Origin of the sequence: Streptococcus sp. 27098_8_12, assembly GCF_041432115.1 — a bacterium.
GTDB lineage: Bacteria > Bacillota > Bacilli > Lactobacillales > Streptococcaceae > Streptococcus > Streptococcus parasanguinis_V.
In genome coordinates this window covers 1-26,111 of record NZ_JAPVZA010000012.1, presented here as the reverse complement: position 1 = coordinate 26,111, position 26,111 = coordinate 1, and the positions used below count along the sequence as shown (strand labels likewise).

The 26,111-nt window shown below is 42.7% G+C and carries 23 protein-coding genes; 2 read left to right on the top strand and 21 right to left on the bottom strand.

Features of this window, described 5'->3' with window-relative positions:
- Positions 1–38 precede the first annotated feature (38 nt).
- The 14 genes from O3629_RS06210 to yghU all read right to left on the bottom strand — a co-directional run bounded on the left by O3629_RS06210 (position 39) and on the right by yghU (position 12,783).
- On the bottom strand, positions 39–236 hold the full coding sequence (locus tag O3629_RS06210; RefSeq protein WP_024055805.1) for a DUF3272 family protein: 198 nt from the start codon (positions 234–236) through the stop codon (positions 39–41).
- A gap of 38 nt (positions 237–274) precedes the next feature.
- Positions 275–1,951: a DNA polymerase III subunit gamma/tau gene (gene dnaX / locus O3629_RS06205; protein ID WP_371608902.1), complete on the bottom strand. Its 1,677-nt coding sequence runs from the start codon at positions 1,949–1,951 to the stop codon at positions 275–277.
- Positions 1,951–2,448: a GAF domain-containing protein gene (locus O3629_RS06200; protein ID WP_371608901.1), complete on the bottom strand. Its 498-nt coding sequence runs from the start codon at positions 2,446–2,448 to the stop codon at positions 1,951–1,953. Before O3629_RS06200 ends, dnaX begins: the two co-directional genes overlap by 1 nt.
- Positions 2,449–2,818: 370 nt before the next feature.
- A complete protein-coding gene (locus tag O3629_RS06195) occupies positions 2,819–3,499 on the bottom strand; it encodes a YoaK family protein (RefSeq protein WP_371608900.1) in 681 nt (226 codons plus the stop codon).
- Positions 3,500–3,692: 193 nt separating this feature from the next.
- Positions 3,693–4,331: a uridine kinase gene (gene udk, locus O3629_RS06190; protein ID WP_003002524.1), complete on the bottom strand. Its 639-nt coding sequence runs from the start codon at positions 4,329–4,331 to the stop codon at positions 3,693–3,695.
- A gap of 141 nt (positions 4,332–4,472) precedes the next feature.
- A complete protein-coding gene (locus O3629_RS06185) occupies positions 4,473–5,576 on the bottom strand; it encodes a hypothetical protein (RefSeq protein WP_371608899.1) in 1,104 nt (367 codons plus the stop codon).
- A gap of 124 nt (positions 5,577–5,700) precedes the next feature.
- A complete protein-coding gene (gene rfbB, locus O3629_RS06180; RefSeq protein ID WP_049515463.1) occupies positions 5,701–6,747 on the bottom strand; it encodes a dTDP-glucose 4,6-dehydratase in 1,047 nt (348 codons plus the stop codon).
- A gap of 69 nt (positions 6,748–6,816) precedes the next feature.
- Positions 6,817–7,410, bottom strand: a complete 594-nt coding sequence (locus O3629_RS06175) for a dTDP-4-dehydrorhamnose 3,5-epimerase family protein (RefSeq protein WP_003007862.1) — start codon at positions 7,408–7,410, stop codon at positions 6,817–6,819.
- Positions 7,410–8,279: a glucose-1-phosphate thymidylyltransferase RfbA gene (rfbA, locus tag O3629_RS06170; protein WP_371608898.1), complete on the bottom strand. Its 870-nt coding sequence runs from the start codon at positions 8,277–8,279 to the stop codon at positions 7,410–7,412. Before rfbA ends, O3629_RS06175 begins: the two co-directional genes overlap by 1 nt.
- Before the next feature lie 134 nt (positions 8,280–8,413).
- On the bottom strand, positions 8,414–8,845 hold the full coding sequence (locus O3629_RS06165; protein ID WP_371608897.1) for a hypothetical protein: 432 nt from the start codon (positions 8,843–8,845) through the stop codon (positions 8,414–8,416).
- A 255-nt stretch (positions 8,846–9,100) separates the two neighbouring features.
- Positions 9,101–10,189: an NAD(P)/FAD-dependent oxidoreductase gene (locus tag O3629_RS06160; protein ID WP_371608896.1), complete on the bottom strand. Its 1,089-nt coding sequence runs from the start codon at positions 10,187–10,189 to the stop codon at positions 9,101–9,103.
- Between the two features lie 9 nt (positions 10,190–10,198).
- A complete protein-coding gene (locus tag O3629_RS06155; protein ID WP_371608895.1) occupies positions 10,199–10,996 on the bottom strand; it encodes a Nif3-like dinuclear metal center hexameric protein in 798 nt (265 codons plus the stop codon).
- Entirely contained in the window at positions 10,983–11,672 is a 690-nt protein-coding gene (locus tag O3629_RS06150; protein ID WP_371608894.1) for a tRNA (adenine(22)-N(1))-methyltransferase TrmK, read from the bottom strand. The genes O3629_RS06155 and O3629_RS06150 overlap by 14 nt, the downstream gene beginning before the upstream one ends.
- A gap of 322 nt (positions 11,673–11,994) precedes the next feature.
- The gene (gene yghU, locus O3629_RS06145) at positions 11,995–12,783 is read right to left on the bottom strand and encodes a glutathione-dependent disulfide-bond oxidoreductase (RefSeq protein ID WP_371608893.1); all 789 of its coding nucleotides are present in this window, start codon (positions 12,781–12,783) and stop codon (positions 11,995–11,997) included.
- Positions 12,784–12,919: 136 nt separating this feature from the next.
- Here yghU and add point away from each other — a divergent pair, with 136 nt between their 5' ends.
- Entirely contained in the window at positions 12,920–13,939 is a 1,020-nt protein-coding gene (add, locus tag O3629_RS06140) for an adenosine deaminase (protein ID WP_257739072.1), read from the top strand.
- A gap of 320 nt (positions 13,940–14,259) precedes the next feature.
- Here the strand turns inward: add and O3629_RS06135 are convergent, their stop codons facing one another.
- From O3629_RS06135 to recJ, 5 genes are all read right to left on the bottom strand, one after another.
- On the bottom strand, positions 14,260–14,943 hold the full coding sequence (locus O3629_RS06135; protein WP_257739071.1) for a DnaD domain-containing protein: 684 nt from the start codon (positions 14,941–14,943) through the stop codon (positions 14,260–14,262).
- Positions 14,944–14,952: 9 nt separating this feature from the next.
- Positions 14,953–15,897, bottom strand: a complete 945-nt coding sequence (gene metA, locus O3629_RS06130; RefSeq protein WP_021153511.1) for a homoserine O-succinyltransferase — start codon at positions 15,895–15,897, stop codon at positions 14,953–14,955.
- Between the two features lie 101 nt (positions 15,898–15,998).
- Positions 15,999–16,511, bottom strand: a complete 513-nt coding sequence (locus O3629_RS06125) for an adenine phosphoribosyltransferase (protein WP_254726918.1) — start codon at positions 16,509–16,511, stop codon at positions 15,999–16,001.
- A gap of 152 nt (positions 16,512–16,663) precedes the next feature.
- On the bottom strand, positions 16,664–17,257 hold the full coding sequence (locus O3629_RS06120; protein WP_371608892.1) for a TipC family immunity protein: 594 nt from the start codon (positions 17,255–17,257) through the stop codon (positions 16,664–16,666).
- The gene (gene recJ / locus O3629_RS06115; RefSeq protein ID WP_371608891.1) at positions 17,254–19,479 is read right to left on the bottom strand and encodes a single-stranded-DNA-specific exonuclease RecJ; all 2,226 of its coding nucleotides are present in this window, start codon (positions 19,477–19,479) and stop codon (positions 17,254–17,256) included. Before recJ ends, O3629_RS06120 begins: the two co-directional genes overlap by 4 nt.
- Positions 19,480–19,992: 513 nt before the next feature.
- On the opposite strand from recJ, the gene O3629_RS06110 reads away from it, so the two are divergent.
- Positions 19,993–23,802, top strand: a complete 3,810-nt coding sequence (locus O3629_RS06110; protein WP_371608890.1) for a Spy0128 family protein — start codon at positions 19,993–19,995, stop codon at positions 23,800–23,802.
- A 55-nt stretch (positions 23,803–23,857) separates the two neighbouring features.
- Here O3629_RS06110 and O3629_RS06105 read toward each other — a convergent pair whose 3' ends face one another.
- A complete protein-coding gene (locus O3629_RS06105; protein WP_371608889.1) occupies positions 23,858–24,544 on the bottom strand; it encodes a hypothetical protein in 687 nt (228 codons plus the stop codon).
- A 112-nt stretch (positions 24,545–24,656) separates the two neighbouring features.
- Positions 24,657–26,048 (bottom strand): hypothetical protein, encoded by a 1,392-nt coding sequence (locus O3629_RS06100; RefSeq protein ID WP_371608888.1) that lies wholly within the window; start codon positions 26,046–26,048, stop codon positions 24,657–24,659.
- Positions 26,049–26,111 lie beyond the last annotated feature (63 nt).

The window sequence follows — 26,111 nt, the reverse complement described above, 5'->3', positions numbered from 1 at the left end:
GAAAAAAACCTTTGAAAAAGGATTCCTTTTCAAAGGTTTTATTTTCTTTTCTTTCTGATTTCTTTTTCAATGGCACTAGCAATTTTCTCCACCATATAGGCCGTCTGGAGATTGCGTAAGATCAAGAGGGCCCAAAAACATGTAAAGAGCATTTGACCCGCCATGGTCGCTTCATTGAAAAAGTATGTCTCCATAGCAGTAAAGACTGCTATCACTGCAAATTGTTTTCTATTCATAAAATTATTTTACCATGATTCAGTAAAAAATTCATGTCTTAATCGTCTTGCAGGGTGATTTTATCGGATAAAAAGTGAAATTCCTCAGGGATGACACTTTCCTCTTCTTCTACCACTTCCGCTTTTTGCCCACGTGCCTTAGCCGAAAACTCTGCCCGAATTTGGGTCCATTCTTCCATCGAAACCGCTAAAATCTCTGGCGAGAAGCCGGCAGCATTGCTGAGAATATTGCCAAACATGGTATTGAGGTTGTCCCGCTTCATGGTCTGTTCAGCATTAAAGGCAGACTCAAAGGCTAAAATAGCGTGATTTTCATTGGCAGCAACCGGCTGGGATCCGATTAAGAGGGCCTTATCCGCACCTGCCAAGCTCTCGATAATTTCCCCCCAAGCGTTCTGAAGACGGATCAAGTTGGTCCGTGCCAACTCTGGGTTTTCAACCGCCTCTTGTAAAATGGCGTTGACCTTGTTTCGATCTGCACGGTAGCCCTTGTTCGACTTGGTTGGACGCGCTACTGCTGGTTTTGAAGCAGGAAGACTGCTACCTGATTGCGCTAATTGTTGCTTAAGTTGAGCGACTTCCTTCTTCAAGTCCTCCAGCTGGGCTAGCACATTGGAAGGAACTTCCACAGCAGCTGAGTTAGAAACTTGGCCTGTGCTTTCAGCCAATTTAATGGTCATCATTTCAGTATAGATACGCGGTTGCAGACTATTTTTGATGTCCGCAAGACTGGTCGTCGCCTGGTCAATCAGGGCAAAAAGACGGGCTTGATCAGCTTCCAGATTCGCCGCAAACAAGTCACTAGCGTGAGTGTTTTCGCCACCTGTCTGGACAATCAAGAGATCTCTCAGGTATTGAAGTAAGTCCGTAACAAAACGGGCCATATTCTTGCCATTATCAAAGATAATCGTAAGCTGATCCAGCGCCGCTGTCGCATCATGAGCCATGATGGCAGCTACGTACTGATCGAGCGCAGCTAGACTGATGGAGCCCGTAATCTCTTCAGCGATTGCTGTCGTCAACTCACTACCTGCAGTTAGACTCAGGGCTTGGTCCAAAATGGACAAGGCATCCCGCATCCCACCTTCAGCGCGTCGAGCGATGATATGCACAGCATCTGCTTCATAGGCAATGCCTTCTGTAGCTAAGATACTTTCCAAATGATGAACGATATCCGGCAGTTTGATGGATTTGAATTCAAAGCGTTGCACCCGTGAAAGGATGGTGGCTGGAATCTTGTGTAACTCCGTTGTTGCAAGGATAAAGACCACATTTTCTGTTGGCTCTTCCAGCGTCTTCAACAAGGCATTAAAGGCCCCTGTTGAAAGCATATGGACCTCATCGATAATGTAGACCTTGTGCTTGGCTAGACTCGGAGCATAAGTGGATTTGTCGCGAATATCCCGAATTTCATCGACCCCATTGTTGGACGCCGCGTCGATCTCAATGACATCTTCTAGGCTCCCATTGGTAATGGATTCACAGATATAGCAGTCGTTACAAGGCTCCCCATTGACTTGATTAGGACAGTTCATAGCCTTAGCAAAGATCTTGGCTACACTGGTTTTCCCAGTACCACGAGGACCCGAAAAGAGATAGGCATGGCTGATCTTCTCCTGCTCGACGGCCTGTCTCAATGTCCGTGCCACTACTTGCTGGCCGACCAATTGGCCAAAGGTCTGGCTACGGTATTTCCGATATAAAGCTTGATACATTAGTTCTTAACTCCAAACATCTTAAAGTCCCAGTATGTCTTTTCGATCAAGAGAGCGACAAACTCTTCTAAATATTCTTGGTCCAGCTGATCGTAGTCAGAGACACACTCCGAATCCAGGTCCAAAACCCCAAGGAGCTGACCGTTCTTGACCATAGGCACCACAATCTCACTCATAGCTCGGCTATCACAGGAAATATAGTTGGCATGTTGGCGCACATCATCGACAATCATGGTTTCCCGCTTTTGAGCTGCTTCTCCACAGACACCCTTTCCAAGAGCGATATGGACACAAGAAACACCTCCCTGAAAAGGTCCCAAGATCAATTCCGTTTGATCATACAAATAAAAACCTGCAAAGACCGAACGAGTCAGGGCTTGATTTAAAAGAGCACTGGCGTTGGACAGATTAGCCAAGGCATTGGTTTCTCCCATTAAGAGAGCATCTAATTGAGCCAGCAAGAGCTGGTATTGTGATTCTTTTTCCGAATGTTTCATACCTTCCATTATACCAAATCTTTGCCCAAAAATTAAGCTTCAAACAACGAAAGAAAAGAGAGTGGGACAGAAATCGGTCATTCGTTAGAATTCGATTTCGTCGTCCCACCTCCGCACAGTTGAGTAGGGCTGTAAAAGCTGATGAAATCAGCGTAGTAGAGCCCACTCAACCACTGCGTCTTGCTCGACAATCCAAAAATAATTGAGAGGCTAGGACTTTTGTCCCAGCCTCTGGAATATAGATAAAGTTATCTTAAAACTTTTCTCACGGCGGAAAGTTTCAATATATTCTTGATTCATTTTAAAAATGAAATCTCAGTTTTATTTCTTTGCAGAATCATTTAACTCATTCTTCTAAAAATTATTTTATCTATTCATGTCGCCGATTGAAGTGAAAGACCTCAAAATACTGAATGGCACGATAGATTAAAAAGATAGTCAAGATGATGGACACCAGCCAGATGGTCGCTAACCCATAAAACTGGATCAAGTAGGTCGAAAAAATGGCCCCAAAGACGAAACTCCCGATCAAGCAGGTCATAAAAATGGCTTCCCAAAGGAATTTCTTCTCCTTTTCTCTGACAAAATTCCCATAAGCCACCATGGTTTTCTTGAGATTTCCTGTCATGAAGGAATGATTATAGGCGTAGCCATCCACTTCTCCAAAAGAGGTCGCTACGATTCCCAAACTCAAGCCAAAAAAAGGCACGATGAAGACATTTTTTACCGATGCTGGCAAAAATCCCGTCACCAAGGTTGTGAGGATAAAGGGCACCAAGGTACTGAGGCGCCAAACTGAGTTGTCAATCAAGCGACGCAAGACCGTCATCAAAAAGATTCCCAGCATAAAGGCCAGCATGGTCGCTAACTTTACTTCTACATCTGAGATCTGCTGCCCAATCAAGCCGACCGATAGAAAGACTACGTTTCCGGTCTGGCCGGCCACCAAGGTCCCACCTCGACAAATAAAGGTATAAGCATCTGAAAAACCTGCACACATGGTTAATAAACAAGCGAACGCCTTGGTCCGCGAATGAAACTCCCTTTTCATTTCCACTCTCCCTATGAAAAAGAGGGAGCGGTACAAAACGTTACATAACGTTTTTCGTACCACCCCCGCAACATTGATGGAGAACTCTTCCGAGTCTTTTAGCGAATGAAGAGCCTCACCAACTACTGCGACATTCCGTAATTCCAACTATTGTTATTGGATTGGAGATCGATTTCCCTCTTTCTCCCTATTTTTATTTTCCTTCACGCGCTTCGTTGAGGATTTTTTCAATCTTGGTTGTGATCAAGTCAATCGCAACCGTATTGGTCACACCCTCAGGAATGATCACGTCCGCATAGCGCTTGGTTGGCTCGATGAACTGGTGGTACATCGGTTTTACCACACCAAGGTATTGCTCAATGACACTATCAAGACTCCGGCCACGCTCCTCCATATCGCGCTTGATCCGGCGAATGATCCGCACATCATCATCGGTATCAACGAAAATCTTGATATCCATCAAGTCCCGAAGGCGCTTGTCTTCAAGGACTAAGATTCCTTCCACGATGAAGACATCTTGTGGTTCCTGACGATAGGTCTTGCTACTGCGCGTATGCTCTGCATAGTCATAAGTTGGAATATCTACCGGACGACCCTCCAAGAGTTCATTGATCTGCGCAATCATCAAGTCCGTATCAAAGGCAAAAGGATGGTCATAGTTAGTCTTAATCCGCTCCTCAAAGGTCAAATGACTTTGGTCCTTGTAATAAGAATCATGCTCAATCATGGCAATCTTTTCATTCGGGAAATTGGCCAAAATGGCACGAGACACACTGGTCTTTCCACCACCAGAGCCACCAGTAACACCAATAATAATAGGTCTATTTTGCATTTTCTACTCCATTACCTCTAGTCGTCTGAGAAGAAATAGACATCTCAGATACATCTTATCCATTTTACCATATTTTTGCCTAGACATGAATAGTTTTTCAGTCAGAAATTTGGAAACAAAAAGGACCTTGCGGTCCTTTCATTATTTCACTTTTTCTAATTTAGCAGCAAATTCATTACCACCACGTAAGACGAGTATATTCTTTCCACCGTTTACAGGTACGAAACAATAATTTGAATTAGCTTGTATATAGACTTCCTTAGCGCTCTTCACTTGATAACCTTGTGATTTCACCTCTTCTTGAATTACTTCAAATGTGTGTTCGATCTCTTCTTTAGAAGTCGTGTCTCCATCATACTTTTCTGAATCAGCTAGAGAATAGAATGCGTAAGCCTTGCTATCGAAATACTTATCACTAATAATTCCGTGATCTGAAATCTGAACAGTTGTATTATCTCCTTCTGTCACATTCTTCCATTTTCCAACCATGGCCTTTGGTGTTTCAACCTTGTGATAGACCAAATTATCTTCAAAGTTTCCTTTGTATGACTTATAAGTTTTCAAGTCAAATAAATCATTTCTTAAAATAATATTGCTTCCGTCTTTTTGGAGCAAGTTATAGCGTGTGTTCCCACCAGACTTAATAACAACTATTTCTGTCGTCTTCAGGTTAAATTTCTTATCGACATCCGCAAGTGAATGCAAGTCAGTTGCATTCAACAAAGAAAGTGCTGTATTAAATTCTTTTTTCGCTTCATTGCCCTTGAGAACCTTTTTGATGGTCTCATCGCCATTGACTCTTTGTTTCTTTCCGCTTAGTTCATAAGTAACCGGACTTGAATCCGTATCTCGCAACCAAACGCCATCTACACTTGGTCCTCCTGTAAAGAAAAAGATCCAAACCAATGCAATGACTGTAACGGCAGCGACGACTGCAACACCTAACTTCGTTGGTTTATTAAAAGTCAATTTCGGTCTTGGAACAGGTTGCAAGGTTTTCGCAGATGGTTGTGGTTGGACAAATGCTGGCTGCTCTTGTGAAAGAGGTGCGCTAGGTGCAACAGGTTCTTCTTGAGCAGGAGCCTGCGCTTCAGTTGCTGGAGCTAGTGCCTCAGTTGTTGGAGTCGGCGCTTCTTTTCGCTCTACGACAAACTCCCCTTTTTCACGCGCTTCTTGAAATTCTTGCATACTTGGCTTACGACCATTGATCGCTTCAAAGTATTCAACCCAATCTTTTTGATTCATCATATCCCCCTTATTGATTCATCATAAAAACTAATCATATTATACCACAAATCCATGGTATATTTTGTGATTTTCAGAAAATAAAAGAAAAAATCCAAGTAGTTTTCCACTTGGACTTTCTTCCTTATTTCAAAACTTTTTGTGTTTTCGCGTAATTGGCTTCGACAGCTTCTTTTTCAGCCTTCCACCAGTCTTGGTGGTCTGTATACCACTTGATAGTGTCTTCCAAACCTGCTTCGAAGTTTGTGAATTGTGGTTCCCAACCCAATTCTTCACGCAATTTGGTTGAATCAATCGCGTAACGCAAATCGTGACCAGCACGGTCTGTTACACGGTCGTAGGCATCTTTTGGTTGACCCATTTTTTCAAGGATGAGTTCAAGCACTTCCTTGTTGTTCTTTTCACCGTCAGCACCGATCAAGTAAGTTTCACCGATACGGCCCTTAGTGAGGATAGCCCAAACACCAGTTGAGTGGTCGTTAGTGTGGATCCAGTCACGGACGTTTTTCCCTTCACCATAAAGTTTTGGCTTGATACCCGACAAGATATTGGTGATTTGACGTGGGATGAACTTCTCGATGTGTTGGTATGGCCCGTAGTTGTTTGAACAGTTAGAAATGGTTGCTTTGACACCAAAAGAACGTACCCAAGCCTTCACGATCAAGTCTGAAGCAGCCTTAGTTGATGAATAAGGGGATGATGGGTTGTATTTGGTCTCTGCTGTGAATTTTTCTCCAGGACCTTCCCCATGTCCAGGAAGATCTTCACGCAAGGGAAGGTCCCCATAGACCTCGTCTGTTGACACGTGGTGGAAACGAATATCATATTTACGAGCAGCTTCCAAAAGTGTGTAGGTACCAATAAAGTTTGTGTGGATAAATGGTGATGGGTCGTTCAAGGAGTTGTCATTGTGACTTTCAGCCGCATAGTGAACAATGGCATCAGCCTTAGCAGCCAATTTATCAACCAATTCAGCGTCAGCAATATCTCCCACAACCAACTCGACACGATCTCCAAGGATTTCTTCGATATTAGCACGGTTACCAGCGTAAGTGAGTTTGTCAAGGACAGTTACATGTACATCTGGATGGTTGTTGTAGACATAGTGTACGAAGTTTGAACCGATGAAACCTGCGCCACCAGTTACGATGATGTTTTTGTATTCAGTCATTTTTTCTCCAAATAGTTTTTAGTTTTGATTGTTCCTTGCAGTCGCGATACTGCTATGCAAGGTTCATTTTTACAAATCTTCTGCTTTTAGGGGTTTAACGTCTTTGAGCAATGGGTGATTCTTGTCTGCTTCTGAGACTTCTGCTTCTTCCAAGTTTTCCCATTGGATGTCTAGGCTTGGGTCTGCGTAATTAACAAATGCATATTTTGGCTTGAGCTCCAATGCCCAGTAATCATTGACTAAGTAAGTATAAGCCACCTTATCCGTCAAAACTTGGAATCCATTGGCAACGCCACGAGGGACAAAGATTCCTTTAGAAGCATCAATCACAGTTTGGTAGGTGTTCCCAAAGGTCTCACCTTCACGAAGGTCTACCCAAGTACCGAGAACCTTTCCTTCATCTGCTACAGAGATGTACTTGTCCCAAGGTTCTGCATGCAAGCCACGCAAGACATTCTTACGAGAGAATGAAATGTTATTTTGCAACTTGCCTTCCGCAAAGAAGCTTTCTGGAAAACCAAGAGGAAGCATCTTCTCTTTTTGGAAGTTTTCCTTGAACCAACCACGGTTGTCTCCACGAACTGGAATATCAAACTCCATCAAACCTGGGATCGCTTCAATCTTGCGGGCTGCTAATTCTTTCTCGAAAAATTGTTCTGTCATTATGCTTCTCCAATCAAACGGAGCAAATATTGTCCGTATTCGTTTTTCTTCAGAGGTTGAGCCAATTCATAGACTTGCTCTTTAGTAATATAGCCCATACGATAGGCAATTTCCTCAAGGTTGGCTACTTGAACGTTTTGCAAGCGTTGAACCGTCTCGATATATTGAGAAGCCTGCAAGAGACTTTCATGAGTTCCTGTATCCAACCAAGCAAAGCCACGGCCCATGAGCTCAACAGAGAGATCTCCACGCTCCAAATAGGCCTTGTTGACATCGGTGATTTCAAGCTCTCCACGAGGACTTGGTTTGATGTTTTTGGCAATCTCTACTACATCATTGTCATAGAAGTAAAGACCAGTCACCGCAAAGTTTGATTTCGGATGTTCTGGTTTTTCTTCGATAGAGATGGCATTCATATCCGCATCAAACTCTACCACACCAAAACGTTCTGGATCTTTGACTTGGTAACCAAAGACAGTCGCGCCTTTTTCTTTCGCTTCCGCCCGTTGCAACATCTTGGTTAAGCCATTTCCGTGGAAGATATTATCTCCAAGAACGAGGGCAACATGATCATCACCAATAAATTCTTCTCCAATGATGAAAGCTTGTGCCAATCCATCTGGGCTTGGTTGCTCAGCATAAGAGAGAGAAATACCAAGTTCAGAACCATCTCCAAGAAGCTCTTCAAAACGAGGAAGATCCTGCGGAGTTGAGATGATCAAGATTTCTTTGATCCCTGCCAACATAAGAGTTGACAATGGGTAGTAAATCATTGGCTTGTCGTAAATGGGCATCAACTGTTTGGAAGCGGCACGAGTCAAAGGATACAAACGAGTACCTGAGCCACCAGCTAAAATAATACCTTTCATAATGTTAGGCCTTTCTACGTAGTCATTACCCTTATTTTATCATGTTTATATAAAAAAGTCACCTTGCATTTGTGTTACAAGGAAATGAGAGTTGTAGAATTGTTGGCATTGGTCTTACTCATGATTCAAATAGATTACTGCTCCTTGACTGAGCCGTCTGAAAACCTTACCTTTACTCCCGATTTGGTCGTGCCTTTCCTAGAATCCATAAACCTTTGAAATTCTTCGTCCTCATTATGATAGATCCCACTCCTAATCTTATTCGCCTTTTTATCATAGGCCAATTCATGTTTCTTGCAAGTCCCGTCAACAAATGTGAGTTTCACCTCAGCTCCCCATGCGTCTGAAGGAATAGAGCTGTAGGATGGATTTAGAATCTCAATCTCCTCAATACCCTCGTAAGACCTCTTCAAGGTCTTTACAAGGCTGACTTCGTACTCTCGGTTCCGTTGCTTTTCCTCCAATTGTTTGTTCATATGAAACAAAGAAATCCCAGCTACCATAAGGAGAGCCAAGGCGATGACCAACATCCTTTTGCTTTTCTTTTTAAACTTGATTTTTACCATAAGATGATACTCCTTACTAATGAAGGTCCCTTTGAGCTGTATCTGACTATCTTTTTCTCAAAGACAATAACAGCAATCAAAAAGAGAGTGGGACAGAAATCGGTAATTCGTTAGAATTCGATTTCATCGTCCCACCTCCGCACAGTTGAGTAGGGCTGTAAAAGCTGATGAAATCAGCGTAGTAGAGCCCACTCAACCACTGCGTCTTGCTCGACAATCCAAAGACAAATGAGAGGCTAGGACTTTTGTCCCAGCCTACTTCGTTACATATTGTTCAACTGGATAATCTGCTGGATCTAGGCGCACCTTTCCTCCTGCCACTAGTTGGGCCAGGTGCCACCCAATAAGGGGACCAGTTGTGAGGCCAGACGAACCTAGGCCACTGGCGACATAAATACCAGCTTGATCGGGAAGTGCTCCCCAAAAGGGCGAGAAGTCGCTGGTGTAGGCCCGGGTACCCACGCGCTCACCGACAACTGTCGCTTGAGCTAGTTTTGGATAGTAGGTCAAGGCTTCTTCTTCCATTTGATTGAGCAAAGCTTGATCCATCGACAGGTCAAAGCCCATCTCATTCTCATGAGTAGCTCCCATACTGATCTTGCCTTGCTGGAAGGGAATGATATCTAGCTCTCCTTCTGGCATAACCACAGGATAATTATCCGTATCTAGGTCTAGCTGATAATCCCTCAACTGTCCTTTTTGCGGACGGACATCTACTTGGTAGCCGAGTGGCTCAAGGATTTGCCCCAACCAGGCTCCTGTCGCTAGGATGACTTGGTCATAGCTCTCTCCTGCTATCTGATAGCCATGATCCGTGACGGAGAGAGCAACCTCTTCCTTGATGACTCTTGCCCCACTTGCTTTAAGGAGAGTTTCCGTTAGAAGGGCTCCCTCTACATGGGCCCCACCCGAGGCATAAAGGAGCTGTTCAAAGCCTTGCAGACCTGGGAATTGTTGGGCCACTTCTTCTGTAGTAAAAATCGATAAGTCTCCGATTAAGGGAGATTCTTCCCGTCGACTCAGCGCCAACTGATAGAGTTCATCTAATTTCTCTTCCTTTTTCTTAAGAAGATAGACCCCTGTCTGCTGGTAAAAGTCTGTTTTGATTCCGTCTTTGGCTAGGTCCTCTACTAATTCTTGGTAGAAATCAGCTCCTAGCCGAGCCAGGCGATACCAGGCCTTGTTTCGCCGCTTAGAAAACCAAGGGCTAATGATCCCAGCCGCTGCCTTGGTTGCTTGGCCTACTCCGTGATCATAGACGGTGACATCTATCTGTGCTTCCTTGGATAAATAATAGGCTGCAGTGGATCCCACGATCCCTGCACCGATAATGGCAACTTTCATGATAACCCCTTAGATATGGTAAAAAGGATTGGTACTGACTTGACTGCCCAGCACTTCGATCTCCCACGCTTCCTCCGCCTTCCACTGATTGAGTTTTTCGACTAGTTTCGACACAAAGAGAACTTCGATATGGTGACCTGGATCCAAGGCCAGGAGACCATCGCTCAGCATGTCCTGAGCAGTGTGGTAGTAGATATCTCCTGTGATATAGACCTCTGCTCCCTTGGCGAGAGCATCCTTGTAAAAGGACTGGCCACTTCCGCCACAGATGGCGACGCGCTCAATCACTCGTTCCAAATCCGCCTGGTCATAATGAACCAAGCGCAAAGCATCTAATCCAAAAGTTCCTTTTACCTTATGAGCCAACTGCCCAAAGGTTTGAGCTGGTATTTGACCGATACGGCCGATTCCGAGTCCTTCTCCTGTCATACTGAGGGGCTCTGTATTTTCAATTTCTAAGAGCTGGCAGAACCAATCGTTGAGCCCATCTGGGACGATATCAATATTGGTATGGCTGACATAGACCGCAATATCATGCTTGATCAAGTCAATGTAGATCTGATTCTGAGCCCGATCGGCTACCAAATCCTTAATAGGACGGAAAATGGGCGCATGCTTGACAATGATCAAGTCCACTCCATGGGCGATGGCTTCCGCCACCGTCTGCTCCCGGATATCCAAGGCTACCATGACCTTCTTGATGTCTTTTTGCAGGGTGCCGACCTGTAAGCCACAGACATCTCCCTCCATGGAAAGTTCTTGAGGACAGTAAGCTTCATAGCGTTTGATGACTTCACTTGCTAGCATTTAGGACCTCCTTGATTTGGGCGATACGCTCTTCTAACGATGCTCTGGCGGATTGATTCTCAACTGGGACCTGCTCCAAAGCAAAGGCTAATTTCTCCACTTCCTTGGACCACTTTTGGACAAAGGCTGGGGCCTGTTCCAGCATCAAATAGGGACCAAAACGCAGTTCCTTGGCTGTCAACTCTTGAGAACCGTGTTCCACCACGAGGATCTCATAGAACTTCTCATTTTCTTCCAAGATAGCTTCATCGACAATGCGAAAATCATGATCTACTAACCAAGCCCGCAGTTCATCCTCTCGATTATTGGGTTGCAGGACCAAGCGAGAGACACCGGCTAATTTCTCAAGCCCTGCTGCTAGGATATCTGCAATCAAGCGTCCTCCCATGCCCGCAATAGTGATACAAGAAATGCCGTCTGTTGGTTCAAAGGCAGCCAAGCCATTGGCCAGACGGACCTCTATCTTATCTTCTAAACCATTATCGGCAACATTTTGGAGAGCAGACTGATAAGGTCCCTCAACCACTTCTCCTGCAATAGCAGCCTCAATCTTGCCTTCTTGTAATAGGGCGATTGGGAGATAAGCATGGTCACTTCCCACATCCAACAGACGCGCTCCAGCTGGGACGAAACTGGCCACCAAGTCCAATCGATTCGATAATTTTGTAAATTCCATGTGCTTCTTTCTATACTTTTATTCCACCCTTTAGTATACCATGTTTGCACCATTAAAAAAAGGCGCGACGGCGCCTTGTCAAATTGCTTCTATATTGTTCTAGCTAGATAGATAAGTTGAGAAATCTCTTATTTTTGGAGCCAATAAAATACGTATTGAGTTTCCGCAGTGAGAAAAGTGCATGGAACTATTTTGTTTCATGCACCCGGGAGTTTTGAAACCTTAGGTTCAAAACTAAGTCATGGAACTTCTACGAAGTTCGCTGACGTCCGGACTCACCTAAGGAAAATCTCAATACAATAGAATTATCTATGCTTAGACTTTAGTCAATTTCCTTATAGTCCACTTCCAAGCCACGTTGCACTGCTGGGCGATTAGCAATTTTCTCTGTCCAAGCTTGCAAATGTTTGTATTCCTTCACATCTAGGAAAATTCCAGCACGATCCCAGACCTTGTCTTGGGCTAGACGGCCATACCAAGACCAGATGGCAATATCCGCTATGGTGTAGTCATCTCCTGCAATATAAGGTTTGGTCGCCAATTCCTTGTCCAGTAGGTCCAATTGACGTTTGGCTTCCATGGCAAAGCGGTTGATGGCATACTCGATTTTCTCTGGTGCATAGTGGAAGAAATGACCAAAGCCTCCTCCTAGGAAAGGTGCAGCTCCTGTCTGCCAGAAGAGCCAGTTGAGCACTTCTGTCCGTTTAGCCAGATCAGTCGGGATTAATTTGCCAAATTTCTCCGCTAGATACAGGAGGATATTGGCCGATTCAAAGACACGAATGGCTTGATCGCCTGATTGATCCAACATGGCTGGAATTTTCGAGTTTGGATTGATGGCTACAAAGTCACTACCAAACTGATCTCCCTCACCAATCTTGATACGATAAGCGTCATAGCCTGCATCCACTCCCAGCTCTTTGAGTTCTTCCAGCATAATGGTAGCCTTGATCCCATTGGGTGTTGGAAGGGTATAGAGTTGGAAAGGTTGATCCCCTTTTGGAAGGGTTTGTTCAAAGCGGGCACCTGCTGTGGGTTGGTTCAAGCCACCCCAAGCTCCTCCCATTTGGCTCGGTGCTTTCCATACTTCTGGTAATTGATAGTCTGACATCTTTTTTCTCCTTTATTTCGCTACTCCTAGCATATCAAATATCGGCCTCCCTTTCAAAGATCTGCTACGCGAAGGCTACTTGACTTTTTTTGCCAAAATGATAGTATAGAAAAAATACAATTTTAAGGAGAAAACCATGTCCACGATCGATTTTCATAGTTTGGCAAAGACAGAACTTCACTGTCACTTAGACGGTTCCTTATCGCTTCCAATCATTCGCCAGTTGGCAGCTATGGCCAATATTGACCTACCTGCTAGCGATGAGGAGCTCAAGCACCATGTCACTGCGCCTGCCCACTGTGAGAATCTTTTGGACTATTTGGAGGCATTTGACTACATTCGGCCCCTCCTTCAAACTAAGGAAGCCTTGACGCTTGCTGCTTACGATGTGGCCAAGCAAGCTGCTCTCGAAAACGTCGTCTACATCGAAGTTCGTTTTGCACCAGAATTGTCCATGGACCAAGGGCTCACCGTCCCAGAAACTATCGATGCAGTCTGTGAAGGACTGCGTCAAGCCCAGGAGGAATTTGGCATTGTTGCAAAAGCCTTGGTCTGTGGTATGCGCCAGTCAGAGCAAGAAGTCACCTCTCGCATTCTTGCAGAAGCCAACCAAGTTAGTGATCAGGATTTTGTTGGTTTTGACTTTGCCGGAGATGAGCACAACTACTCTCCAGAAGATATTCGACCTTTAATCGAGCAAGTCAAGAGTTACCATCGTCCTATGACGCTTCATGCAGGTGAGTGTCATTGCCCACACTTTGTTGCCCAATCGATTGCATTTGGCATCAAACGCAATGGCCACGTAACGGCTCTATCTCATGAACCAGCCTTACTTCAATCCTTTATTGAAAATGGGGTCACTGGTGAACTCTGCTTGACCAGCAACCTCCAAACAAAAGCAGCGCCGACTATAGAAGATTTCCCTTATCTGAAGATGAAATCAGCCGGTGCTCGGATCAGTATCAATACCGATAACCGGACTGTATCTGATACCGACCTCACCAAGGAATACGCTCTCTATCATCAGCATTTCCAAACTAAGGAAGCTGACTTTTACCAACACAATGTCGATGCCATCCAGGCTTCCTTTGCTAGTGAGGAGGAAAAACAAGAACTCCTTAGCAAACTAGAAAAAGCCTATGCAGACTATCTATAAACGAAAAATGCTAGCAATATATGACTGCTAGCTTTTTGTATGGTTAAAAATTATTTTTTCAATTAAGAACCTATTTGTTTCAGTAAAAATAATGTCTTATTTTTAAAACTATTCAAGTATAAACTAAAAACTTTCCGCCGTGAGAAAAGTGCCTGAAACACTATTGTTTCAGGCACTCGGGAGTTTTGAAACCTTAGGTTCAAAACTAAGTCATGGAACTTCTTCGAAGTTCGCTGACGTCCGTACTCACATAAGGAAAGTTTCTAGGAAGACTTTACCTTCCATCTGCAGCTAGCACTTTTATAAAGTGCTAGCTTTTTTTAATCCTTCCACAAATCCATGGCCTTCAAGAAATCGTCTGAAACCGTTACATTGCGTGGGTTGGTTTGCTCACGTTCTTGTAGTTTCGCCTCTACTTGGGCCAGGCTGTTGATGCCTTCACTGCGCCAGTTGCGTAAAATGGCTTGGATATATTTCCAGTGAGGCTTGCCGTTAAAGACAGCTTCTCGTAAGGCTGCCTTGATCACATCTGGATCTGTCTGATCTTCGCGCACGGTCTTGGTCAGGTCTTCAATCTCAAAAGGCGTCAAGAGTCGTCCCAGTTCTTGTTGGAAGGTTTCCACCAAGTCCTTGATGACATTTCCCTTAGCAGGCGCGCTTTGTGCCTTCCCTTGTGATTGTGCTTCTAAAATCTCATCCAAGCGCTCCAGGGCAATGGTCGCATCAAAGATGGCTTCAATCTCGCCATTGAGCTCAATAGTCCGGTATTGAAGAAGTCCCTTGGTGGTCAAATTGGACATAATCCGATTGACCTCTGTCACTGTTTTTCCTAGATGACTAGCAATCTGATTAGGTGTCAAAGCCTCTTGGCCAGTCGTATTTTGAAGGAAGAAAAACTGCCAAACCAAGTAGTCATCTGCTTGGTCAAACAATTCATGATAATGAAAAAGCAAGGCACTTGGAAGAACCAAGTTGCCATACTTAAATGCTTGTGAATATGTCATAATTCCCCTTTATAGGTAACCATAAAATGAAATATCTTTTTCTAATTCTTCCAAGCGGTAAGGTGTTTCTTGATAAACCGCATAGTTGATCCAATTACTAAAGAAGGTCGTCGCAGCTAGATTCCAACGAATGCGAGGCTCTGTATTAGCGTCATCCCCATCAAAATAATTCTTAGGGACGTCTGGATCCAAGCCTGCCTTGACATCTCGGTGGTATTCTTTTGCCAGCGTATCGCGATCATACTCCAGATGGCCAAAGCTATAGACCTCACGCATGTCTGGACTGGCAATGATGGAAAGGCCAACTTCATTCCCTTGAGCGATCACTTGAAGATTGCTCTTTTCAAGGACTTCCTTCAAAGGAATATCTGTATAGCGAGAATGAGGGGCAAGGAAGCGATCGTCAAAGCCTCTCATGAGCAGACTTTCGGGACGCACCACTGCTTGATCATAGATACCAGATAGCTTGTCACAGAGCTCTACTTTTTGAATCCCGTAACGGTGGTACAGTCCAGCCTGCGCTCCCCAACAAAGGTGCAAGGTAGAAAAGACATGCCGTTTAGACCATTCAAAGACCTGGGTCAATTCTTCCCAGTAGTCTACTTCCTCAAAGTCCATCTTTTCGACAGGCGCCCCTGTCACAATCAAGCCGTCATAGTAATTATCCTTGATATCCTCAAAGGTCTTGTAAAAGCTCTCCAAATGCTCTGCCGCTGTATTCTTGGATTCATGGCTCGCCATATAGAGGAAATCTACATTGATCTGCAAGGGCGTGTTGGCAAGGAGCCGTAAGAGTTGGGTTTCTGTTGCAACCTTGGTCGGCATCAGATTAAGAATGAGAACATTCATCGGCCGAATATCCTGGTGAGTCGCCCGAACATCATCCATGACAAAAATATTTTCTGAACGAAGGATATCGACTGCTGGTAATTTTTTATCTAGAGTAATTGGCATAAAAAGCTCCCATCTTACAAGTTCTTAACTAACATTATATGATAGGAGCTTATAGTTTTCAATTATGGTTTTTCTGTAGCCAGTTATAGTATTAGACTATATTAGTAATGCATCAAGACTTTGTAGTCGTAATCGCCGATCGCTTCGCGGCCTTTCAAGTCGTCCAACTCGATCAAGAAGGCACACCCTGCAACGACCCCACCGAGTTTTTCGATCATTTCGATGGTTGCTTTCACCGTACCACCAGTCGCCAAAAGGTCATCAACAATGAGAACACGTTGGCCAGGTTTAATGGCATCCGCGTGCATGCAGAGGGTATCGACACCGTATTCTTTTTCGTAGTCAGCAGAGATGACTTCACGTGGCAACTTACCAGGCTTACGAACAGGTGCAAAACCAATTCCCAATTCAAAAGCGACTGGACATCCAACGATGAAACCACGCGCTTCAGGACCGACGATCATATCGATCTTCTTATCGGTTGCGTATTGAACGATCTCACGAACCGCATAACTATAAGCATTGCCATCTGCCATCAAAGGGCTGATATCACGGAAGGTAATCCCTTCTTGTGGATAGTTTTCAATGCTTGCAATGTAATCTTTTAAATTCATGGTTAACTTTCTTTCATAAAAAATTTTTACATTCCATTATACCATGAATTCTACTAACTTGCATCATTTTTGCCAAATCATTTTCCCAAGTCTCCGCGTCAAATGCAAAAATCCCACATCCGAAAAATGATGTGGGATTGGAAACATGCTTACTATTCTTCTATCAATTTATTGTACTCGATTTTCATATCCCCCAAGTTTTTCAGGGAATAACGGGAACTTCCATTTTTGAACCAGGTACCAAGAATATACTGCTCGGCAACTTTCTTACTTTGCTTTTTCAACCAAGTACGATCTTTGCCATAGGCAGCAAGTTGATCAAGGAGTTGTTGGCCTTTATAGATTTTGTTATCTGTTTCTAGATATACTTTTTCTTGCACTATAGCTTTTTTATGAGAGTCATAAACAAATCCAAATCCAATAATGGTTTTACTATTCAACTCATGATCATACAAATATAACCAATCAGAAGTTCCCTTAAATACTGTTACAGAAAGATGTTGCTTATCATCGACAATATTTTTGGAAAAAGAGAAAGTTTTATGTCCTTCACCCTCTTTAAAAGTATCATCACTTCCAATGATCTGCGTATAAGGCTTAAACATCACATAGCGCATCCACCCACCATTTTCGGAGTAGTTGATCTCCTCCATGGGGTTTTTTAGGCTCAGGTAGATTCCCAACCAATAAAGAGCTAAAAGCAGGAAGGGGCTGAGCCATAGAAAATATTTTAGCTGTCTTTTCATGAGGCCTGACCTGTCAGATAGTCGTAGATTTCACGAACCGTTCCAAGGGCCATCAACTCCTGCTCTTTCACCGTTTGTTTGAGGTTTTGGTAGATGCTGCTTTCTGCGATTTCGCGTTTTTCTGCTTCTTTATTGACCTTCATGATGCCATTTTCAATGGTCACAAAGCCCAGCTCTTGGAAGATCTGAATCATTTTGACCAAGAGGATTTGCTGGATCTTGAGATAGGCTGCTAGGTCTTTGAGTTTGTAGCGGACATCGAACTCTGGGTACTGGTAGATGGTTTTATAGAGTTTGGCATACTGGTCCCTGCTACCGTATCCTGTTAGATAGTAGGCTTTGGCGATCTCATTTTTGAAATAGACAGCCTGGAAATCATGCTCTTGGAAGATTTGCCGTAGTTGCTCTATATCCTCAGGGATATTTCCAACTACAACCGCGGGTGCGCCTGTCAGATCTGGCAGTTCTTGGGTAAAATCCAGAACGGGAACACCTGCAGGGAGGCTGGCATTTTTAGAGCGGATATTGAAGAGCTGCACACCGTCCACACGCGCATCAACCAGCATGAGCTGGAGAGTCGTTTGACCATTCCATTGGTTGACCGACAACTGCACAGCTAACTCCAGGTCTTGCGCCTGCGCAAACTCTGCCTCTAAGCTTCCCAAGCCAAAGGCCACCACCTCAAAGGTCGCATCTTCTTGAGAAATTTTGAGTTTCAAGTGGGTATTGCCAGCTCCCATCGAGCGTGCCCCTTCTACCTTGAAATTACGGATCAGAAAGACTGGTTTTTTATTGTCCATGCCAAAAGGACTCAAGCGATCAAAGCTTTTCAAGGTTTCAAGCGTTAGTTCTGTTAGATGCAGTTCCTCGTCGATGGCTAAGCTAGACTTGCTGCTGAGATCAATATCTTGTTCTGCAATGTAATCCGTAAGAGCCTGTGACAAGGCAGGAAGTTGGTCCACATCTAAGGTCATCCCTGCTGCACCGGCATGCCCTCCAAAGGCGACAAAGAGCGACCGGTGGGGATCGAGGGCGTCAAAGATATTGACCGACTCAGGACTCCGAGCGCTTCCTTTAGCCCGTCCATCTTCGATACTTAAAACAACGACCGGCTGATGAAGCTCTTCCAACAAACGACCAGCGACAATACCAAGGACCCCTGGATTCCAGCCTTCTTTGGCCAAGACCTGGGCGGACAAGCTCGGATCGACCATGGTTTTAGCTTCGTCATAGATGCTTTGGACAATTTCTTTACGTTCTTCATTCTTCTGATGAATCATGAGGGCAATCTCATGCGCCTCTTCATCGTCAAATCCAGTCAGGAGTTCAATGGCTGGATTGGGATCATCGAGGCGGCCAAGAGCATTGAGACGAGGAGCAATCTGAAAACCAACCGTTTCTTCATTGACATCCTCCGGACGAATCCCTGCTATCTCCAAGAGTTCCTGCAAGCCCATGCGCTGGGTATGTTGGAGAACACCCAGACCGTATTTGACCAGGATCCGATTCTCATCTGTTAGGCTGACCATGTCAGCAATGGTCCCAATTGCTACCAGGTCTAAGAGATCGACTGGTACTTCCTCTAGGAGGGCACAGGCCAACTTAAAGGCCACACCACATCCTGCTAGATAATGGAAGGGATAATCCGCATCAGGATGCTCCGGATGAATGATCACATATGCATCCGGTAAAACCTCTGGCATAGAGTGGTGGTCCGTCACGATGACATCGACTCCCATCGCTTGGGCCATGGCAATGGCTTGATTGCCCGCTACCCCATTGTCCACCGTGACAATCAGGGAAATGCCCTGCTGCTCAATAAAGTATTTGTAGACACTCTCATTGGGACCATAGCCGTCTGTGAAGCGGTTAGGTAGGTAGACTTGCACCTCTGCACCCATCTGCTCCAAGGTTTCCTTCATAATAGAGGCCGAGGTCATCCCATCCGCATCATAGTCTCCGTAGATCAGGATCTGCTCATAATCTTCGATGGCCCGTCGGATGCGCTCCACTGCCTTGTCCATATCATGGAGCAAATAAGGATCGTGTAGCTTCCCCAGCTTGGGTTCTAAAAAGTCTTCTAAATCCTCTTTGGTCTGAATGCCACGCTCATACAACAAGGTTGCTACGGATGCTTCCAGGCCTGCTTTTTTAGCAAGGGCTAAAAAGGCCTCATCTGCACTTGGCGAAGCTAACTGCCAATCGTATTTTGAAGTGATCATCTAGCTTTTGGTCTCCTCTTTTTCTTATCTGAATATTATATCATGAAAGCCGAAAATGGCGGGAAATAAAGGGTCAGGTAGTAGTTGGAACAAAATGAACAATTTCCACCATATTTGTTGCATTTAGCTTGACTTATTACACTAAAAGAATATAATAATGATGATAATAATCTTTTAAATATGTAATGGGATGATTATTCTGTTAAATTTGCACTGTTTATTATCATTTTATATTATGAAGCATTAATTTCTTCCGTTTTTCTATTTAATCATTGTTTTTAGAAAGTTTGTTTCAGGTCCAACTAATCCTCTATTATGGACAGAATAAAGATAGGATATTGAGGTATGTCCCCATACTTTCTCAATAGAGGTAAGGTCCTTCTTCTCTAACTACATGTTAAAATAAAGCGACTGATTGTATGGAGCAAAGATCAGAAGTTTTTCGGTTTTAGGATATATCACTATATAGAAAAACTGTACGAAATTTATGCAAAAGAAAGGAAATGAGGCCAATTGAAATTTCTATATAAAAAGGTAGTTGCATTTGTAGCTATCATCGCTGTGGTAGCCTTAGGATTGTCTGTGATCAAACCTGTCAGTGCAGCCACTGTAACGCCAACAGTATCCAATCTAAAAGCTCAGGCAACTGGACAAAAAATTGTCTTTTCATTTGACTGGGATTTGACTGGTAAATCTGTTAAAGAAGGGGACACGTTCACCATCGATGCTCCTGAAGGTGTCAATATCACTGAAGTCGCAACTCAATCCCTCCAAGCAAATGGAGCTGAAGTCGCGACCATTTCGATGACAAACAAAAAGATTACTTTTACCTTTAAAAAAGCCATCGAATCCATGAACCAAAACGTAAAAGGTGGATTCTCATACAAAGCAGAATGGGATAACACACCAGGAAATCCTGGTAACAAAACAGCTACTTCAAAAGTAGGTTCTGAATCAGTTGTCATCACACGTCCTGACGGTCCTGGCGTATTTGAATCTGTCTTAAATAAGTATAATAAGACTGGTGATTTTGTTTCTAAACAATTCAAATTAGACGCATCTGAAAACTATGCTTGGATGAATGTTGGAGATGACTACTATCTAACAACTTGGTTCATCCGTATCAACGGAGATGGTAAGAAACAAGCCATCACAAACCCTGTTGTATCAGATAAAATCCAAGCTCCAGCTGTAGATTACTCAAAAATCACTTTTGCTCCTGCTGCAAATCACGCTGCAAGTGAATTCTTCGTGGGAACTTACTTGAAACCATCATTCACATTAAGAAAAGGTGGACAAGTAGTTGCTTCAGGTTGGGACTTCTGGAAGCATGTGAAATTCGATGCAGACGGCAATGGATTTACTGTGAATTTATCAGACGTCAGTGATGTATTTAAAACAGCGTCTAGCGATGAATTGATCGTTGAATACCAAACATTAATTCCTAAGACAACTATTCGCGTAGATAACAACGCTACGTTAACAGCTGATGAAATCAAAACACCACAAACAGATCCTGCATTCTGGAATAACACAGAATTGAACTTCTGGGTAACTGGTGACAAGACTGTTACAGTTCAAAAAGAATGGGTTGGCGATAGCGAAGCAGATCGTAAAGACATTACTGTTCAATTGATGGCCAATGGTCAAAAATTGGAAGGTATGACTAAGACCTTGACAAAGGCTTCTGGTTGGTCTACAGAATTTTCTAAATTGCCAGGTATTAAAGACGGAAACCCAATTGTTTATTCTGTAGTAGAAACGAATACACCTGATGGTTATACTTCAAAAGTTGAACCTATCAATGAGTCGAATGTTATCAAAGTTGTAAACACTTCAAATAAACCAAAAGTTACTGAAACCACTGCAAATCTTGTTATTAAAAAAGCTTTCGAAGTAGCCGGCGATCAGAAACATACACAACTTCCGATCACAGAAGGTCAATTCGAATTTGCCTTGAAAGACGAAAACAACAAAGTAGTCGAAACTGCCAAGAACAAAGCAGATGGCTCTGTTAACTTTAAGTCTCTGACTTTCAATAAAGAAGGTACTCATACTTATACCATCACTGAAAACAAAGGTACGGATGCTAGTGTCAACTATAGCACACAAAGTATCAAGGCTACTGTCGATGTGAAGAAAGATAACGACAAACTCGTTGCTACTGTCACATACTCCGGTGGAGATGGTGAACAAAAAAATACGATCACCAATACTCAAAATAAACCAAAAGTTTCAAATGCTAAGGTAACCTTAAAACTTAAAAAAGCATTTGAAGGTGGGGAACTGAAGGGCGATGACTTTGAGTTTGTTGCAAAAGATGCAAACGATAAAGTTGTTGGTACAGCTAAGAACAAAGAAGATGGTTCGATTACTTTCGATACCATCGCTGTAGACCACGCAGGGACATTCAACTATACCATCACTGAAACAAAAGGTAGTGACAAGACCATTACCTACAGTGATAAAACCATCACGGCTGCAGTTGTAGTGGTTGAAAAAGACAATGCCTTGGTTGTCGAACAAATCAACTACTCTGATGGTCAAACTAACACAGATACGTTCATCAACAAAAAAGAAGCTCCTAAAACAGAAAGTACAAAAGCTACTCTTAAAGTGAAAAAGCTCTTTAAAGAAGGTGAAACAACCTTACCGATGACAGACAATCAATTTGAATTTGTCTTGAAAGAAGGAAACACTACCCTTGAAACTGCCAAGAACAAGGCAAATGGTACTGTCACCTTTAAGGAACTTTCTTATACTGCAGAAGGAACACACACTTACACCATTACCGAAAACAAAGGTACGGATCCTTCTATCAACTATAGCACACAAACCATCACGGCTACTGTTGCTGTGAAGAAAGTAAACGACAAACTCGTCGCTACTGTGACTTACTCAGGTGGAGATACTGAAAAAGGTAATGCCTTCACAAATACGAAAACACCTCCGACACCTCCAACGCCTGTTCCTCCAACAGTGAAACCAACGACCGCTCAATTCAAGGCTAAAAAAGTATTGGCGATCAATGGTACGAGCGATCGTACATTGAAAGCAAATGAATTTACTTTCCTTCTCAAGGATCAAGCTGGTACAGTCCTTGATACCAAGACAAATGGTGAGAATGGGGATATTCTCTTTAATCCAGTAAGCTTTAATGAAGCTGGTACTTTCACCTACACAATTGCTGAACAAAAACCAGCTACACTGGAATCCGCTATTACTTATGATGAAACTGTTCATACTGTAACAGTGACTGTCACAAAAGATGCAACTGGACAATTGAATGCGGAAGTGCAATACGATGGTAAGATGGATACTCTTACTTTTACCAACACGTATACACCTCCGACACCTCCAACTCCAAGTGAAAAACAAATTACCACAAGCAAGATTTTAGAAGGTCGTGACCTTCAAGGTGGTGAATTTAGCTTTAACCTCCTGGACGAAAATGGAACTGTTCTTCAAACAAAACAAAATACTGCAGATGGTTCAGTGACATTTGATGCGATCGCCTACACGGAAGCGATGATTGGTACCCATAAATATACCATTAAAGAAGTCGTTCCAGCTGATAAGGCAAACATCCAATATGATGAAGGTCAAGTGGATGTCACAGTTACTGTCACAAAAGATGAAGCATCAAACGCTATCCAAGCAGTTGTTTCATACGGTGAAAAGAAAACCTTTATCAATAAGGTGATCCCACCAACTCCACCAACAATTGATATTCCTGAATTGAAACTTTATACCCTTAGGGTTCGTAAAGTGGATGAAAAGGGTGATTACCTAGCTGGTGCAGTATTTGGACTCTTTGAAGCAGATGGTGTGACACCTGTTGCAAATCCTTATGGACAAGGCCAAGCGCAAGCAATTTCTGGTCAAGATGGACTTGCAAGCTTTGTTGGATTTGAAGCAAAAGATTACGTGATCAAAGAGCTCTCTGCTCCTAGTGGTTACCAACTTTCAGATACAGCCATCAAGGTTTCTGCAAGTGACTTTGCTTCAGCTAGCAATCTTGAAGTTGATAAAGGAAACGTGGTGAATAAACTTCTTCCACCTCCACCATCAACAGATAAACCATATATTCCAACAACAAGCACAAGCAAACCAAAAACTCCATCATCCAACGGAGATAAGCCGAAGCCTGGTGACAAGCCAAAATCTAGTGAAACTCCTAAATCTAGTGACAAGCCTAAAGAAGGTAAACGATCTCTTCCTTCAACAGGAACGGAAGATCATTTAGGACTTCTTGTAACTGGTATGACATTAATCGCTACAGCTATTGCTTCTCTGAAACTTAAGAAGAAGGAAGACTTCTAAGAAACATGAAAGATCTAGTCAAACACGACTAGATCTTTTTTTGTATCTGCTTCTCTTATTCTGGTTTGTTTTGATCTTCATAAAAAACAACTTTCCCATCTTTCACTTTGAAGGAGTAACTGATGGAATCGGCGTAACTACCTTTGGAATAGTAAAAATCATAGGCACCATCCGGTAGTTTGCTAGCGTCTAATTTTTTAGCTGCTGCTTTTAAGTCTTGTTCCTTAACGGATACACCATCCTCTATATAAATAGTCATACGGATTAACTCTTGATCGATTAAGGTCTGAAAAGGGATTTGATAGTAACCAGCAAAGTCCTTTTTCCCTTCTTTGAGATTTTGGGTAGCAATGGCATCCAACCTTGCCTCTTTCTCTTCTTTAAAAAAGTCCCCAAAGAAACTAATGAAATTAATAGGGAGACCGATCTTTTGCTTCTTTAATTGTTTCTCAATTTTATCTTCCAGTTTTTTAATCGATTTCTGCTCCAAAAAAGCTTTCTTATATTCTGGAAGATGGTCATTATATGAATCTGACCAGTCACCCGCAAAAGTTGTTTTCTGTTCTAATGAAACCGTTTGATCATCGTAGGTTTTTTCAGAGTAGGTGTAGCTTACATGATAAGTTGGGAATTCCAAAGCAGTCCAATCCAGTTTGTTTATGGTAACAGTTCCATGCAGACCAACTTGAGCAAGCTCACTGCTGACTACTTCCTTCGCCTTTTTATAATCACTCGGTTTCATGATCTTACAACTGGAAAGAAACAGGCAACATAGAATAAGTATGATTCCTGCGAATAGTTTGAAATAGTTGGGCTTCATAGACTAACCTCCTTGCGAAATTTAATCTAATCCATTAATTTTTTATATCGTATGAGAACATTTTTTTAATATCTTCTTTCATCTTTTTATTAGGAATTTTCTCTAAATCCATATATTTGAAGAATTCTTCATCATTTTGAACGACATGAACCTTCCCATCTTTAGTATACTCAGCTGGTATGGTAAGGTTACCGAAGGACTGGCCAAAATCTCTAGAGACCACGTAGTTCTGTACTTCATATAAGCGTCGCAATAATGAGAACTCTGTAGCATCGTTACTTTGATTTAATTCCTTTTTAAAATATTGGAAAAACTCCTTTTTGTTATTTGCAAGATGTTCTTGCCCATCTTTTGAAAGCTCTGCTGGTATCTTATGATACCGTAAGACATCATCCCATCCACCTGAACGCTGCTCTGGAACTTTATAAAGCAGTTCCAAAAATGAAATATCAAAGTTGAGATCTTCTGGTCCGAGAAAGTATAGGTAGGCATTCTCCCCTTTTGTCGGTTTTTCATCCCATTTTAAAGTAGTTGGATTATTCCCTTTGCTTAAAATCGAATATACTTTCGGATAGAGTGTTTTCAATGGGATGTCCTTAGTCTCATCACTACGATCTGTAAATAACAAACGTGAATGTTGGAGCTGCAATTGTCCTCTTTCAAAATTGTATTCAAATGGATGCAAGTCTTTGTCGCTTTCTCGATTTTCTTTTTGAACTTGTTCATAACCTTTGCCTGATGAGGTTTTCCAAGCGAACTTTCCATCCTTAACATTCATTAACCCTATACGAGATTGATACTCTGTTTGTACATAGATATTTCCAGGTTCTACAATATATTTGTCTTTCTTATCGACAAGAATATCAATCGGAATGTATGTTTCTCCATCATATGTATCCAACAACATAGAAGAAACTTTAACAGATAAGGGGATATAATTCTTATCCATATCTCGTACTATCTTAAAAACATCATATGTTTTCTTCACTAAGCGCTTGTCCTTGGTATCATAGACATCAATGAGCCAGTACTCTCCCTTTTGTGCTTTATTTGTAGTTAGGTAAGGAACTTGATTACCACGAATATAATATTGAAAATAGAGACGTGGGTCAGATTTTAATTTGTAACTTTCTTGTGCAATGTACCGTTCACTATTTCCACCATTTATAAACCATTCTACTTTAACTTTTGGATTGTACGAATTTGCTTCCAGCGCCTCATCCACTTCTTTTTTATTATCCCATTGAATAGCTACTGCTTTCCCACCTGCAATAAATTGGGAATCAACTATGTGTGGACGAGGTTTCCAAGTTACAAATTGTGAGATATCACGCTTATGAATTTCATATTGGATAAACCATCCACCTGCTAAAGTAACAAGTAATACAAATATCCAAAACTTAATTGATTTAAAAACCTTCTTCATTCCATCTCCTCCTAATCTCATCCTCATTTTACCATCAATCCCCCCTTTTGTCAGTCAAATAGA